This window comes from Burkholderia sp. MSMB1498, assembly GCF_001526245.1.
In the GTDB taxonomy this organism is placed as follows: domain Bacteria; phylum Pseudomonadota; class Gammaproteobacteria; order Burkholderiales; family Burkholderiaceae; genus Burkholderia; species Burkholderia savannae.
The window spans coordinates 24,509-37,554 of the sequence record NZ_LOYJ01000099.1 but is presented as its reverse complement, the minus strand read 5'-3'; the positions used below and the strand labels follow the sequence as shown (position 1 = coordinate 37,554).

At 62.2% G+C, this 13,046-nt stretch carries 16 protein-coding genes; 6 read left to right on the top strand and 10 right to left on the bottom strand.

Annotated elements, in window-relative coordinates:
• Positions 1–98 precede the first annotated feature (98 nt).
• Positions 99–1,298, top strand: a complete 1,200-nt coding sequence (locus tag WS91_RS20720) for a site-specific integrase (RefSeq protein ID WP_059670931.1) — start codon at positions 99–101, stop codon at positions 1,296–1,298.
• A gap of 36 nt (positions 1,299–1,334) precedes the next feature.
• On the opposite strand, the gene WS91_RS20715 is transcribed toward WS91_RS20720, so the two are convergent.
• The 10 genes from WS91_RS20715 to WS91_RS20685 form a co-directional block, all read right to left on the bottom strand.
• The gene (locus WS91_RS20715) at positions 1,335–1,673 is read right to left on the bottom strand and encodes a helix-turn-helix domain-containing protein (RefSeq protein WP_059670930.1); all 339 of its coding nucleotides are present in this window, start codon (positions 1,671–1,673) and stop codon (positions 1,335–1,337) included.
• A complete protein-coding gene (locus tag WS91_RS20710; RefSeq protein ID WP_059670929.1) occupies positions 1,670–1,930 on the bottom strand; it encodes a hypothetical protein in 261 nt (86 codons plus the stop codon). The genes WS91_RS20715 and WS91_RS20710 overlap by 4 nt, the downstream gene beginning before the upstream one ends.
• The gene (locus WS91_RS36915; protein WP_059670928.1) at positions 1,927–2,820 is read right to left on the bottom strand and encodes a hypothetical protein; all 894 of its coding nucleotides are present in this window, start codon (positions 2,818–2,820) and stop codon (positions 1,927–1,929) included. Before WS91_RS36915 ends, WS91_RS20710 begins: the two co-directional genes overlap by 4 nt.
• Complete coding sequence (locus tag WS91_RS20700; RefSeq protein ID WP_231752057.1) at positions 2,817–3,275, bottom strand: hypothetical protein; 459 nt, start codon at positions 3,273–3,275, stop codon at positions 2,817–2,819. Before WS91_RS20700 ends, WS91_RS36915 begins: the two co-directional genes overlap by 4 nt.
• Positions 3,272–4,744 carry a hypothetical protein gene (locus WS91_RS20695; RefSeq protein WP_059670927.1) on the bottom strand — a complete coding sequence of 491 codons (1,473 nt, stop codon included), beginning with the start codon at positions 4,742–4,744 and terminating at the stop codon, positions 3,272–3,274. The genes WS91_RS20700 and WS91_RS20695 overlap by 4 nt, the downstream gene beginning before the upstream one ends.
• The gene (locus tag WS91_RS33925) at positions 4,744–5,103 is read right to left on the bottom strand and encodes a hypothetical protein (RefSeq protein WP_060331556.1); all 360 of its coding nucleotides are present in this window, start codon (positions 5,101–5,103) and stop codon (positions 4,744–4,746) included. The genes WS91_RS20695 and WS91_RS33925 overlap by 1 nt, the downstream gene beginning before the upstream one ends.
• A gap of 221 nt (positions 5,104–5,324) precedes the next feature.
• Complete coding sequence (locus WS91_RS36110; RefSeq protein WP_155649201.1) at positions 5,325–5,477, bottom strand: hypothetical protein; 153 nt, start codon at positions 5,475–5,477, stop codon at positions 5,325–5,327.
• A 3-nt stretch (positions 5,478–5,480) separates the two neighbouring features.
• On the bottom strand, positions 5,481–5,696 hold the full coding sequence (locus WS91_RS36105) for a hypothetical protein (RefSeq protein WP_156432422.1): 216 nt from the start codon (positions 5,694–5,696) through the stop codon (positions 5,481–5,483).
• A 136-nt stretch (positions 5,697–5,832) separates the two neighbouring features.
• The gene (locus WS91_RS36100) at positions 5,833–6,312 is read right to left on the bottom strand and encodes a hypothetical protein (RefSeq protein ID WP_156432421.1); all 480 of its coding nucleotides are present in this window, start codon (positions 6,310–6,312) and stop codon (positions 5,833–5,835) included.
• Positions 6,257–6,871 carry a helix-turn-helix domain-containing protein gene (locus WS91_RS20685; RefSeq protein ID WP_082758259.1) on the bottom strand — a complete coding sequence of 205 codons (615 nt, stop codon included), beginning with the start codon at positions 6,869–6,871 and terminating at the stop codon, positions 6,257–6,259. The genes WS91_RS36100 and WS91_RS20685 overlap by 56 nt, the downstream gene beginning before the upstream one ends.
• 292 nt (positions 6,872–7,163) lie before the next feature.
• On the opposite strand from WS91_RS20685, the gene WS91_RS20675 reads away from it, so the two are divergent.
• The 5 genes from WS91_RS20675 to WS91_RS20655 all read left to right on the top strand — a co-directional run bounded on the left by WS91_RS20675 (position 7,164) and on the right by WS91_RS20655 (position 13,045).
• A complete protein-coding gene (locus tag WS91_RS20675; protein ID WP_059670923.1) occupies positions 7,164–7,688 on the top strand; it encodes a hypothetical protein in 525 nt (174 codons plus the stop codon).
• Between the two features lie 8 nt (positions 7,689–7,696).
• On the top strand, positions 7,697–8,089 hold the full coding sequence (locus WS91_RS20670; RefSeq protein WP_059670922.1) for a hypothetical protein: 393 nt from the start codon (positions 7,697–7,699) through the stop codon (positions 8,087–8,089).
• A 154-nt stretch (positions 8,090–8,243) separates the two neighbouring features.
• Positions 8,244–10,982, top strand: coding sequence for a VapE domain-containing protein (locus WS91_RS37790; protein ID WP_059670921.1), 2,739 nt, complete (start codon positions 8,244–8,246; stop codon positions 10,980–10,982).
• A 288-nt stretch (positions 10,983–11,270) separates the two neighbouring features.
• Positions 11,271–12,068: a hypothetical protein gene (locus tag WS91_RS20660; RefSeq protein WP_059670920.1), complete on the top strand. Its 798-nt coding sequence runs from the start codon at positions 11,271–11,273 to the stop codon at positions 12,066–12,068.
• 218 nt (positions 12,069–12,286) lie between these two features.
• Entirely contained in the window at positions 12,287–13,045 is a 759-nt protein-coding gene (locus WS91_RS20655; RefSeq protein WP_059670919.1) for a hypothetical protein, read from the top strand.
• Position 13,046: the final 1 nt, after the last annotated feature.

Here is a 13,046-nt window from a genome sequence, read left to right as displayed (position 1 = left end):
TCGCCTAGAGTGGTAAAAAGTCGCCTGTAACCAACCACAAACCGACGCCAACCACCCGTCAATCGGCTAATTGGCAATCGAGGCGAATTCATCTAGGCATGGCGAACAAACGACAGCGGCCGTCCGGCACGTGGGAATACACGATCAAGCGGGCGAGGCTGCTACCAAAGCCACTTTCCCTGACCTTTGACACCGAGGAAGAGGGCGACGCGTACGTTGCTCGATTGGAGCAGCTGCTGGACGCCGGCATCGTGCCGGACGAGGTCATCGAGCAGCGCGAAGCGATCGCGACAACAGGCGACGCGATTCGGGCGTACCTGCGCCGCGTGTCGGTGCCAGACTCCGACGTCCAGGTGCTCAATGCGCTCCTCGGCAGTGCTCCCATCAAGGCAAAGTCGCTTGCGACGCTCGATTACCAGTGGGTCGAGCAGTGGGTGACCAGCATGAAGCGTCATGACCACCTTTCGCCGTCAACGATCCGGCACTACGTCGGTGCGTTGGCCCGCTGCTTCGATTGGGTGGTGAGATCGGGCACGCCGATGTTGGCGACCAACCCACTTCGCCTGCTCCCGAAGCGGTATGCAACCTATACCGATGAAGACCGGGTGGCGGTCGAGGCGCAGGATGTCGACGCGAAAGAGGACGTACACCGGGATCGACGGCCGAGCGAGGCGGAGCAGGCTGAGATTCGGCGACTGATGGCCGGCGGTAAGCCCAACGGCCGCGAGCGTGCGTTCGATCTGCCGTACCGGCCGGCACTGGTGTTCCTCTTTGAGCTCGGCATCGAGTCCGCTATGCGGATGCGGGAAATGTACACGCTGGAGGCCGACCAGTTTGAGGTCGGGCGCAGGACGGTGTCACTCGAGAAGACGAAGAATGGCAGTAAGCGCTCGGTGCCGCTGACGACGATCGCGATCGCCGCGTACGAGCGGTACGTCGCCGCCGTGAATGACGGCGATCCTGAAATGAACGGTTTCACCTTCGACGCCGGCCGCCTATTCCCGTGGGTCGACGACATGGAGGCGTCGATGCGGGCCGAGGGCGTGCCGCTGTTGAAGCGCAAAGTGCTTGCTCGTGTCTCATCCCGGCTATCGGCGCAGTTTGGGCGGATCTTCGACGCGGCGGGTTGCTCGGATCTTGTCTTTCATGACCTGCGGCACGAGGCGACGTCGCGGCTTTACGAGCGTACGACGTTGAGCGATGTCCAGATCGCGAAGATCACCGGGCACACAAATCCCAAGGTCTTGATGCGTTACGCAAACCTGCGGGGGAGTGATCTGGCGGAAAGGCTTTGGTGAGGCCCCGGCCGGGCGGCCGGGGCGGGTCAGGAGCGATCACGCGGCCATCGCGGCCGGTGCGTCCAGTTCGGGGAGGCGTGGAAGGGGGCGTGCTTTGCGGCCGGGCCGGCGCGGGTCAGTCTGAGAAAGTTGCTTTCGGATCGCCTTGTCGACGCGCTCGTCGGTCGCCGGCGACCCGCACCGGATCTGTTCGATCCGCCGCTGAGTTTGCGCCTGCACCTGTTCGCGCAGGTACGCTACGACGTCGTCCTCCAGAAAGACCCATGCACGGCCGATCTTCGCGCCGAGGATGTCGCCGCGATGGACGATGTCGAGCAGCGTGGTGCGATCGATTTTGAGGAATTCGGCGCATTCGATCAGGTCAAGCGTCCTCACGCGTTACCTCCTCGATCTGCCGTGATGCGGTCGCGCCATTGCTCCAGCTGCTCGATGTATTCGGCGTGTGTCGGGTGATCCGCGACGGAAAGCCAGCATTCGTGGCTGCTGAAAGCCCCGCCGCTGATTGCATGCGCACTCAACCGGTCGGCGCAGATCTGCGTGGCGAGATCTGTAAGCGCGGTGACGAGGTGGTCGACAGTATCCGCCTGCAGCTCGAGGCGAAACTGTACTGCGCGTTTCGGGGGCGTTGTCATCGGCTGCCTCCTGCGAGCGCAGCTGCGCGATCAAGCCGTTCGATCTCGGCGAGGATGAGTGCACCCGCTTTGACCAGTTCGCGTCGACGGTCGTCGCCGATCTTCGCGCTCCAGCCGTCAGGCAGGATCGCTTGGCCGAACGTGGCGCCATAGCCGGTATCGGCCGCCGGCCAGTCGCGAACGCCTGCTGGCATCGCATAGTACGCGGCGAGCGCTGCGATTTCTCCGCATACGTGTCCGTCGTCATGGTCCACCGTCCAGCCTTTCTCCGCGACTTGCCGACGGCGCTCAACGCGCACATCCACTTCCGCTGCCTGCGCCGCGAGTCGCCGCTGCGTTTCGGGATGCATCGGATCCGCGCCGATGTAGCAATCCTCGGGGGCGTCGGGCCAGTCGCGCCGGCAGCGATCGAATTCCCCTTCGTTCCAGAGTGAGAGCCATTCGAGACCCTCCTCAGCTTCAAGCGCATACTGGATTGCTGCTACGGAGGCATCGTTGACCTGCGAGGCCGCGGACTGCGGTTCCGGGACGCATCGAGCAAACTCGATCATAGCCAGCAGACGCTGCGCAAGATCGGCGCGCGTCATTGGCTTCCCGTCGACCAACATCGACCGCAAACTATCGCGTTTGTGGTCGTCGGTCAGGAACAACGCAGCGGCACGCAACGCGTCGTCTTCGCCGGTTACGTTCGCGCCGGGCTGCTCGGCATGGGATGCTGCGAGGAGGTTGCGCGCGAACAGTACGACGCTCAGATCGCTGCCGTGATACTGCGGGTGCGGGTTGAGCTCTTTTCCGTACCGGCTTTCTTCGATGCTGAAGTGCGGTTCAGCGATCGAGAGAATCTGCGCGTCGGTCAGCGCATCAGTGCGGATCTTGTCGGTAGTGTTCATTGTTGGTCTCCGGAGATGGTTGCGGGCAGGGCGCGGCAGAGTTGCATCAGGCCGGTCTCGAGCGTGATGCCGGCAGTGGCCGCCCATGTGCGAGCTTCCTGCGCCGCTTTGTGGCGGGCGTAGCTGCCGGTTTCGTCGGCCATCAGGTCCAGCAGCTCGACGTCGGCCGCCTGCGAGATCTCGACGACGAGCTCGCGGATCGCGATGCGCACCGCCTCGAGGCGCTCGGCTCTGCCTCGGCGGGTCACCGCCGAGGCATCGTTCGTCTGGATAGGTTTGCGACGCGCGAGCGTCGCTTCGTTCTTCTGGATCGCTTTTGCGGGCCCACGCCCGCGCTTGCCGCTCTCGACAGCCTTGCCGTCGACGCTCGCGAGCGCGATAGCTGTGCGTCCGTTTCCGTGTTCCCGCTTATGCGACAGCGGACGTGGGGTAGAAAGAGCCGGGCGCGGGGTCATTTCGCGCCTCCAGTCGGAAACGGCCATGCCGACGCGGGATCAAGACCGGGCTTCGCCTTCTGAGTGGGGAACGCGGCATCGAGCAGCGCCTTGTTGGACGAGATCCGACGCTTATGTTCGATGGCCGTCAGCACGTCTGTCAGGTCGGGGCGTTCCCCTTTGGTGGTGGCTGCTGAGAATTCGGCAGTCATATCCGGGTCCGCCATGTCGACGAGCTCATGCGCCCACGCAAGGATTCGCTTAAACGCTGCTTGCTCTGCCTTGGTGTGCCCATGGACTGGCGACTTGATTGTGTCGATGAGCCGCGCCGCGCCCGAGCGAATGGCCTGTACGCGCGTCCACACTGCCCGCGATTGCGCAGATACTTTCAGGGGATCGCTCGCAAAGCTGGTGCCGGTGTTGTATTCGATGGCGTAGATCCACGCTCCCGGGGCCGGTTGTGCGATTCGAATGTGGGCGAGAGGCCCCTTGATCCGATCGGTCCGCTCCGGACCACGCAGCGTGTCGACCGGCTGGCAGCAACCGTTTTCGTCAGGCTCCGTGACGGGCCAAAATGTCCCGGTGGGTTTGGCGTCGAGTAGGTCACTGAGCGGCATGAGCGCCTTGTGAACGGCGTCGATAGTGGCCTGTTCGAGCAGGCCGAATCCGTCGTCATGCAATACAACCTGCAGGGCCTGCAAAAGTTGCTTTGCACGCGGTTCGTCGATCTTCGTCGGTTTGGGGGCAGAGGGCTTGGCGGTCGGCTTGTCGCTGCCCAGGTGCTTCTTCGTCACCTTGGTTTTGCCCGCTTCCTTCGCTTTCGACAGACCGGACACGATGCGCTCGAGCGCCTTGTCTGCGCCGTGCGCGCGGATTTCTTCGATCGCGAGGGTTCCTGCGATCGCGCCGCTGCGGACGAGGTCGTGCAATTCGGCCGGGGCCTTTTCCAGCAGGGCCGCGTCGCGAATCGATTGCTCGGTAATGTTGAGCTCCGCGCAGATCTGCTTCGTATCGTACTGGTGCACATCACGCAGCTCGGCAATCGAAGTCGCCAGATCCAGTGGCGATGCCGCTTTCTGGCGGTTGTTGTTGTAGCCATCCACAACCATTTTCGCGCGGTCGACTTCGCGGCTATCGCGGACCACCAAGGGGATCTTGCCGAGGTCCTTTCCAGCCTTGATCGCCTTGCCGGCCGCGAGGTAGCGGTGCTGCCCTTTGTAGACGTAGAACAGATCCTTTCCTTCGACCTTGCGCACGTAGCAGTGCAGCGGCGAGCCCTTGTCGTACCCGTGCTGGATCATTAAAACCGTGAGTTCATTCACCCATGCAAGGTCTACGGCGCGGATGTTGTCAGCCGGGTCATAGTGAATTTGGTCATACGGCACCATCCAGAGATCGGCGGACGTGGCACCTGCCTGAGAGGCGGCGGCCTTGGTGTTCCCGGTCTGGATCGGTGCGATCAGGTCGAGGCTTTGCGCGCGGTCATTCATCACGCAGCCTCCTTCGATGCCTGCTTACGTCGCGGCGTCGCCTTACGCGCTGCCTGCTCGATGGCTGCCTTGGCTGCTTGTTCGGCTGACTGACGTTGACGCCGTGCTGCGTTGATGGCGCTCTCGCAATCGCCTTCGCTCGGAATCGAGATCTGCCTGCGGACGACGTCGTGGCCATCCATGATCAGGTACTCGGTGTGGACGCTGTCGGCGATCGGTCGGCGCATCACGACCGTCTTGCCGACGAGGATCGGCGTCGACGGCCGGCGGGCATCGCGGTCGTAGCGGACGATGGTTCGCAGACTAAGGGTATTGCCGCGCGGAGCATCGGTTTCGAAGCGCTTGATCGGGCGGGGCATGGTCTTACTCCTCTTCACTTTCGCCGGCCGCGCGACTTTTCATGTCGACGTGTCTGGCGTGCGGTTGCTGTTCGCGTGTCCGGAGCGCTGCGCAATTTGCGAGGCAGATCCGGAGGGCGGGATTGGTCAGGGATGCGGAGGCGGGGCCGGGCAGGCAGCGAAGGCGGTGCTCGCGAGCGATTTGCTCATCGGAGATTTGATCGATCGCTGCCATGCCCGGATCAGCCTGCGGTCGAGCTCGAGGCGGCGAGCGCGATACGGTTGGCCATCGACATTTCTGAGCGGAACGTGCTGACGGCGACTGCGATGAAAATGACGAGCAGGGCGATGGTTGTGCGCGCTGCGCCGGGTTGAGACTTGCGGTTTCGGCTCATCGGCTACACCTGCGCGCGCGAATACGGACGGGCGATCGGCGCTTGGGGCGCGTCATTGCCGGGGAGGAGATTCACAAGGATCACGACAACTGCCGCGACCATCACGAAGCGCCATGCGGTCGTCGACTCGACTTGCTTGGCGGGTGGAAAGTAACTTTGCTGCATGCGCTGGATCGCTGCCCGCCGAGCAGCACCGTGCGCGTCAAAGATGGGTTTCATATCAACCTCCGGTGGGCGCGTCGGGTGACGCGTTCCGCCGGAGAATAACCACAAATGGACAATAACGCAAACCACAAATGGATATTTATGGTCGAGCAACCCCTCTCGCCGGGGCTGCACGCTTCAAAAATGAGGTCTAGCTCGGTTTATTGCGGTTGATCAGGGCACCGATTGCGTGCGATGTCAGGGCCAGTGCGACGTCGATCCACGGAACGTCGTTGAGGTATGTCGCGGCGGCAATTGCAATGGTTGCAAGGGTGGCGGTAGTCCCGAACCCCCGCTGACTGCGCCTCTGTCGGCGATGTTGCGATCCGAACTCTTCGATTCTGCTTGCGAGTTTGCGCAGCTCGTCAGCAACGCAGTAGGCCATTTCTGGCTCTATTCCGCTCGTGATGAGTCGGATATTTCCGGTGGTGTCGACGGCAACCAGCGCGGCAGCTGCTGCAGGTGAATCTTCTGCGTCGATGTGGTCAAGGATGTGGCGTCGGACGGCGCGGGTGCGCTTTTGTGTCCCCGAAAGCTGGGAACTGTTTGGGTGGGAGGTGTTGTCCCTGAACCGGCTAATTTGCAGTACGTTTGCCCCGGCCCGTTGGTCTGCTCGCTCTCTCTTCGTCATTGCTTTGCCTTAGCGTGTCATCATCAAGTTCACGCTGTATCGCCTGAAGGAGTCGAGCCTTCAGGCCGGCGGCAGGGGTGTTGGTCTCGGCGATCTCAAGCGTATCGATCGACTGCGAGTTATTCCGTTGGACAACGAAAGCGATGAATTCCTCGATCTGCTTCTTCTGATCGGCGGGCAAAGTCGCGACTGAGTCGTGATCGTAAGCAATGGCATGGCCGCGAGCCGGCAGCGCATCAGAATCGGTCAGCAATTCGGCGACCGTGATCCCGAACGCCTCTGCTAGAGACTCCACCTGGGCGAGCTGCGCATAGACGGCCCCCGATAGGAAGCGGCCTACAGAGCTTTGCGAAATATGGGCGCGAGCCGCCAGCTTGCTCTGAGTGTCAAGGTCGGGTGTGGCCGCCATCAGGCGACGAAGGTTGGTCGCAAGGATGCGACGGGTGTCCTGTCGTTTCATACCTCCAAGATTGCCATTAATGGATAACCAATTGCGGGTTAATTGGGTGCCCGATTGCTTGTCTAAATAACCACAAATGGTTATTATGTCGACGCTCATACAGGGAGTTCCTCATGGCTCATTGCTCTCAATTCTTCGCAAGCACCCTTGCCCGGCTCGACCGGGAGAAGGGGAACCTGCGCCAAATCGCGACTGCGACCGGCGTTCCCTATTCGACCCTCGCGAAGATCAGCTCACGTGCCGTGACCGATCCCCGTGTGTCAACGGTGCAGGCGCTTTACGACTACTTCGATAGTCGCCCGGACCGCGCGACCGAGTCTGCATCTTAGGTCCCAGGCAGACGGGTAAACAGAATGAAAGTCCACCATCATCAAGAACAAGCGGGGCACCAATGACCTGCAGATACAGCGGGACCGAGTGGCTCGACGTCCTCTATACGTCGATCCGCAATACGCCGGGTGGCGTAGCCGAGGCAGCGAATTTCCTGACGGCACGGCGCGGTCGGTCGATTTCGGCAGAGGCGCTGCGGTTGCGCCTTCGTGCAGTCGACGAGAATCGTCTCTCGATGGAGATGTTCGAGTTGCTGATCGAGTGGCTGGAGGAGCGTCGTTCGCCGTATGCGCTGGATGCGCTCTACGCGTTGAACGAGCGCTTCGGTCTCCGTGCATCCGAAGCACACCCCGCGCCAGACGGTGATCCTTCTGAGGCCCTGATCGACGAAACGCTGCAGATCGCCAAGCACACTGGTGAGGTCGCAGATTCCGTCCGATCGGCACTGGAAGACAAGGACATCAGCGAGGGTGACGCGACGACCATCACGACAGCAGCACGTTCGCAGCAGCGTGCGCTTGATCGCCTCATTCGGCTCGCTCGGTTGGCCGTGCGCGGTCCGAAGCCGCTGTTTCGTCGCGACTGAGTCAGCCTATGCGCTTCTGTTCCGGAATGCAGTGCTGCAACCCGTACCGCGAACAGGCTGGCCTGTCGTGCGATTACGGCAACCAGTTGTGCTGCGCCAGCTCGGCGCTCGAGCGCATGGCGACCGCGATGCCGTCCGGCGTTCCCCGCCTCATCAATACGATGCTCGATACGTTCCCGGCTTCGGTTGGTTACGTGATCCAGCACGCCTTGCGCTATGCCGACCAGTCCGTCGCGATCGACACGGCTGCGAAGTACTGCGCCTCTCTCCCTTCGCGAGCGGATCGGCTGGCGTTCAAAGATCAGATCGCTGGCTTTCTCGGCAGCGAGCAACTCGAGCAGTTCGAAACATCGACACTCGCCGAATTTCATCGGCGAAAAGCTACAACCAATCGGGAGTAACAAAGTGACTTTGCCGCAAGTCTCAATCTCGCTTCGTGCACACCACATTCGCGCACGACACCGCTTTTCCGTAGGTCAATCTGCGTTCGTCGCCGGACGTGCATCGTTCCGCCGCCGCCGGGCCGCCCGGCTCTTCGCGACGGGGGCGTGAGTCTTGTCCACGATCGATCAGATCATTGCGCAGCTCGACGCTGCGGGGCATCCGCGATTGCCCGAAGGTCATCCCATCGCGGACGGGAAACCGCACCGCTACGGCCCGAAGAAAAAGCACTGGTACTCGTTGCACGAGATCGTCCGCGCCGGACAAGTTGTCGGCTACACCGGCGCGTTTGGCGAGTGGGGCGGTGACGACAACGGCGCGCAAAAATTCGTGTGGCAAGGTGGTGCGCTTCCTCCTGATGTACTCGCCGAGACCCGCCGACGGCAGGAGGCAACCGAACGCGCGGAAGAGGAAAAGCGGCGCAATGCTGCGAAGCTGGCCGCCAACCGTGCACGTCAGCAGTGGGGCGAAGCTGCTGAAGAAGGCGAGTCCCCGTACCTTGATCGCAAGCAGATTACAGCCGAGGGCGTCAGATTTGCAGAGGACGGGACACTATATGTTCCGCTGCTGCGGTACGCGGCCGACGACGTTCGTATGGTCGGCCTGCAGAAGATCACACCGGACGGTGCAAAGCGCTTCAACAAAGGGACGGAGAAGAAGGGCGCGGAATGTCGCCTCGGCAGTGTGAACGCCGACGACAAGATCGTGATGGTCGCAGAGGGCTATGCAACGGGCCGGTCCATCCGCATGGCGACCGACGAAGCGATTCCGGTATCGGTGTGTATCGACGCGGGCAACATCATGCTCGTCGCACGCGCTCTGCGCGCCGCGCATCCGGACGTGCATATCCTGATCTGCGCTGACGACGACTGGAAGGTCGAGCAGCAGATGCGGAACTGGCTCGCCGACAAACTCGGCTACAGCGGCGACCTGGTCGTTGGCGCTGATCCAGTCGAGATCGAACATCGGGGTGTCGCTCATCGCGTCAATGCAGAGGTGGCGCAGATCAACGGAGGTGTTCCGTTCATCGAACTGCGCGTCGTTACCGATTCGCGCCCGGAGCAGATCAAGCGATTCGAGAACACTGGCCGCGCACGTGCCGAAGAAGCGGCAGCGGAGGTCGGCAACGCCAGCGTAACGTTCCCCGTCTTCTCGAACCGCGAAGATCGCAAGCTCACGGACTTCAACGATCTGCACTGCGAGGAAGGGCTCCACGTCGTCAAAGAGCAGGTCGCACGCGCGATTCTCGCGGCTCTGGCGCCGGCCGCGAGCGACGTGAAGCCCTTCCCGCACCTGCACGCGGTCGAGAAAACTGCGGACCCGCTGTTCGATCAGGCGGTCGCAGCTGTGCGTGAGGCGCGTCGGGCGTCTGTCTCGCTCGTGCAGCGCCAGCTTAAGATCGGCTTTAACCGTGCGGCTCGCATCCTCGACGACATGGAGAAAGCCGGCATCGTATCCGCAGAGAACGACAAGGGTTCGCGACGTGTGCTCGACGCGGGCGATGATTCCCCCCCTTCGTCAGCTGACGCGGCCGACGACGAATCGTCGGCGGAGCCGGAGCGTCAACCTCGGTCGTGGTACGCGGATCTGCGTCGCACGAACAGTGGCGCGTTGCTTCCGACCGTCGACAACATCTTCGCGATTCTGTCGAACGATCCGAAATGGGACGGCGTCCTCGGTTTTGAACTGTTCGCGCTGCGGATCGTGAAGCTGAAGCCACCTCCGTTTCCGGGTGGCGAGGTCGGTGAGTGGACCGATCGTGACGACGCCCGCTGCGCGTTATGGCTCGGTCAGCGCTACGCAGTCAGCCCGCGCGCAGACCTGATCTCCGACGCCGTATTTCTGGTGGCCGAGCGCAATTCGTATCACGAGGTGCGCGACTACCTCGCGGGCCTGACATGGGACGGCACTCCGCGGCTGAGGAACTGGCTCGTCACGTACCTGGGGGCGGAGGACACGGAATACGTGCGGCTCGCTGGTTTCAAGTGGCTTGTCGCGTCGGTCGGCCGCGTGATGAAGCCCGGCTGCAAGATGGACAACGTGCTGATCCTCGAAGGCGCGCAGGATGCAGGCAAGTCATCGGCGTTCCGGACGATCTTCTCGCAGCGATGGTTCACGGACGCGAACATCATCATCGGCGACAAGGATTCGTATGCAGTGATGGCAGGTAAGTGGGTGATCGAGCTGGCGGAGCTGGACGCGCTATCGAAGTCGGAGTCGTCCAACTCAAAGCGCTTCTTTTCGACGGCAGTCGACACGTATCGGCCACCGTACGCGAAGCGTGCGATCGACGTGCCCCGTCAGAGCGTGTTCGCCGGCACGGTCAACTTCGACACGTACCTGAAAGACGAATCCGGCAACCGGCGTTACTGGCCAGTGAAGGTCGCGGACGTGTTGAACCTGAAGGGCCTTGCTGCCGATCGCGACCAGATCTGGGCGGAGGCGTACCAGACCTATACCGAATGGGACGCGGCGAACGTTGAGGCTGACGGAGTGCTGCCGGCACCGTGGCAAGTCTTGCCCGAGGAGAAGCCATTGTTCCGTGTCGAGCAGGACGCCCGCTACGAAGGCGACGTGTTCGAACCGATGATCGCTCGCTTCATCGACGCGCGTGACACCGTCACGATGGAAGAGATCCTCGGCGACTGCCTGAAGCTGGACATTTCGAAGTGGACGCCGGCCGAGCAGCGCCGCATCGGCAAGGCAATCAAGTCGATCGGGTGGGTGCGCAAGCGCGAGACGAAGGGCGCGCGCGGCTGGTACTACCAGCGACCCGAACAGGTCGAGATCGTCGCGCGGGCTGCGACAGCAGCAGTCGCGGCAGCGGAGGTCGCCGATGAAGCGTGTTTCTAATGGTCGCCTCCACGCCGTTCAACTCGCGTCGTTCGGCGCGCTGCGTCAGCGTTGTTCGTCGCGCCACGTCGGCACTGTTGCCGCGCCTCGACGGATCAATCGGCGCGCCGATATCCGTCCCGTGTCCCGACGTCCCAAGCGTCCCGCCTCACGTACGTGCGTGTGTGCGTGCGACGTGCGCGACACGCACACACGGATGGGCGCACGTCGCAAGCGCGCACGCGCGCACCTGACCTTCTTTCCTTGGGACAGTGGGACAGTAGGACAACATAGAGAACGGGGTGAGGGATGATCGATCTGAAAGAACTAGCCGGGACCGCGATGAATGTTCAGAGCCAGCTCAACGATCAGGCCGTCAACGCAGAGACCACGTTAGCTGCCCTCGCATTCGCGGGCGATCTCGGAAAGTTACTTTGGCATATGAAGTACGGTCAGGATGTGTCGTATGTGCATGACGTGAAGCGGTCCCCGCTTCGACGTGCAGTTCTGCTGCTGTCACATCGGATCCGAACGTCGCGGAAGTTCTCACGGGCGAAGTTCACCGGCCTCGATCACCAGCAGGCACTCGAAAAGCGTCGAGGTCAGAAAGTCGACGTCGCGAAGGCGGACATCGTCGAGCGGTTCGCGCGTCGAGTGATCATCGAGTGGTGCGCGGATATCTGCACTGATTGCGACGGTCACGGCGTGATCGGTCGATCACGTCGCGACGAACCGACCGACCGCGACGTTGAATGTCCCGTTTGTCATGGTCGTCGAAAGGTTGTGGTCGACGAGCAGCGCGTGCCGTTCGCACACAATGGCCGCAGTCCGATGGTGCTGCGGGAGTACGGCACGTGTGCAGAGTGCGACGGCGTAGGCAAGATCCGTGTCTCGGCATCCGGGGTTCGCGTTGGTCGACAGATCTGCAAGAGCTGCGGCGGATCGGGCAAAGCCGCGATCGACGAGCCGGCGCGTGCGCGTGCGCTCGGAATCTCGCTGGACCTCTACCGTGCGCAGTGGCCTCGGCATTTTGTTGCGGCGCTCGCGCTGCTGGATAGTGTCGACGGCAGCGTGTCTGACACGGTGCGACGGAAGATGCAACGATGAAAATCTTGCAAACCAAGAAGAGCGCGCATAAAATTCGGCCATCCTTTACCGAGTCACTGGATATTCGCTGGCACCGCGCGTTAGTCGTGCAAACCTCTCGGAGACATAACAACAATTAAGGGTGCCCGTTAGGTCAGTGGGAGGCGCTCGCCTTCACGAAATGGAATTCTAGAAGCCTCGAGTGCGCAAGCCTCGGGGCTTTTTGCATTGGAGGCCGCATGACTGGTGGCTCTTTCACGCTACGTGTCGACTCGTCTCGCCTCGAAGCATCGTTCGAAGATCACGTGCAGCGGCAGTTACCGTTCGCGATCTCGAAAGCGTTGAACGACACGGCTGCTGCGGGCAAAGCAGCTTTGGGCGATGAGATTCGCGAAGTGTTCGATCGACCGACGCCGTACACGCAACGCTCGTTGCGCATCAAGGTGGCGACGAAGAAGCGGCTCGAGGCGCGCGTCGGGTTCATCGACGAATCGTTCAAGGGCACGCCTGCAACGAAGTACCTGATGCCGCAAGTGACGGGCGGCCCGCGTAGCGTGAAGCGAGTTGAAGCGTTGCTGCGAGCGCGGGGATTTCTGCCGTCCGATATGTACGTTGTGCCAGGTGCGGCGGCGCAGCTCGACCAGTACGGCAACTTCAGCCGTGGCCAGTACTCGAAGATCCTTTCGCAGCTGCAGGCGTCGCGTGATCGAACGCAGAACGAAACAGACCGGTCTCGAAAGCGTCGCAAGCGCGATCCGCTTCGCGACGCGCGCTACTTCGTCGGTCGACCGGGTGGCGGCAGGATGGCGCTCGGCGTGTGGGCGCGATACAAGTTCGCTTCCGGCTACGCGATTCGGCCGGTCCTGATGTTCGTTCGTGCGCCTCGCTACGGTGTGCGCTTTCGATTCAATCAGGTGGTCGAGAACACGACGGTGCGCACGCTGCCGACCGCGTTCGAGGCTGCGTTGAAGCTCGCGATGGCGACGCGGCGGCCGTAGA

What these genes read in the sequence shown, in the direction of transcription:
- WS91_RS36105 (WP_156432422.1), bottom strand. Translation starts at nt 5,696, where the DNA reads ATGAAACCCATCTTTGACGCGCACGGTGCTGCTCGGCGGGCAGCGATC.
- WS91_RS20660 (WP_059670920.1), top strand. Translation starts at nt 11,271, where the DNA reads ATGATCGATCTGAAAGAACTAGCCGGGACCGCGATGAATGTTCAGAGC.
- WS91_RS20655 (WP_059670919.1), top strand. Translation starts at nt 12,287, where the DNA reads ATGACTGGTGGCTCTTTCACGCTACGTGTCGACTCGTCTCGCCTCGAA.
- WS91_RS33925 (WP_060331556.1), bottom strand. Translation starts at nt 5,103, where the DNA reads ATGCCCCGCCCGATCAAGCGCTTCGAAACCGATGCTCCGCGCGGCAAT.
- WS91_RS20710 (WP_059670929.1), bottom strand. Translation starts at nt 1,930, where the DNA reads ATGACAACGCCCCCGAAACGCGCAGTACAGTTTCGCCTCGAGCTGCAG.
- WS91_RS20695 (WP_059670927.1), bottom strand. Translation starts at nt 4,744, where the DNA reads ATGAATGACCGCGCGCAAAGCCTCGACCTGATCGCACCGATCCAGACC.
- WS91_RS20685 (WP_082758259.1), bottom strand. Translation starts at nt 6,871, where the DNA reads ATGAGCGTCGACATAATAACCATTTGTGGTTATTTAGACAAGCAATCG.
- WS91_RS36100 (WP_156432421.1), bottom strand. Translation starts at nt 6,312, where the DNA reads ATGACGAAGAGAGAGCGAGCAGACCAACGGGCCGGGGCAAACGTACTG.
- WS91_RS36915 (WP_059670928.1), bottom strand. Translation starts at nt 2,820, where the DNA reads ATGAACACTACCGACAAGATCCGCACTGATGCGCTGACCGACGCGCAG.
- WS91_RS20720 (WP_059670931.1), top strand. Translation starts at nt 99, where the DNA reads ATGGCGAACAAACGACAGCGGCCGTCCGGCACGTGGGAATACACGATC.
- WS91_RS20675 (WP_059670923.1), top strand. Translation starts at nt 7,164, where the DNA reads ATGACCTGCAGATACAGCGGGACCGAGTGGCTCGACGTCCTCTATACG.
- WS91_RS36110 (WP_155649201.1), bottom strand. Translation starts at nt 5,477, where the DNA reads ATGAGCCGAAACCGCAAGTCTCAACCCGGCGCAGCGCGCACAACCATC.
- WS91_RS20670 (WP_059670922.1), top strand. Translation starts at nt 7,697, where the DNA reads ATGCGCTTCTGTTCCGGAATGCAGTGCTGCAACCCGTACCGCGAACAG.
- WS91_RS20700 (WP_231752057.1), bottom strand. Translation starts at nt 3,275, where the DNA reads ATGACCCCGCGCCCGGCTCTTTCTACCCCACGTCCGCTGTCGCATAAG.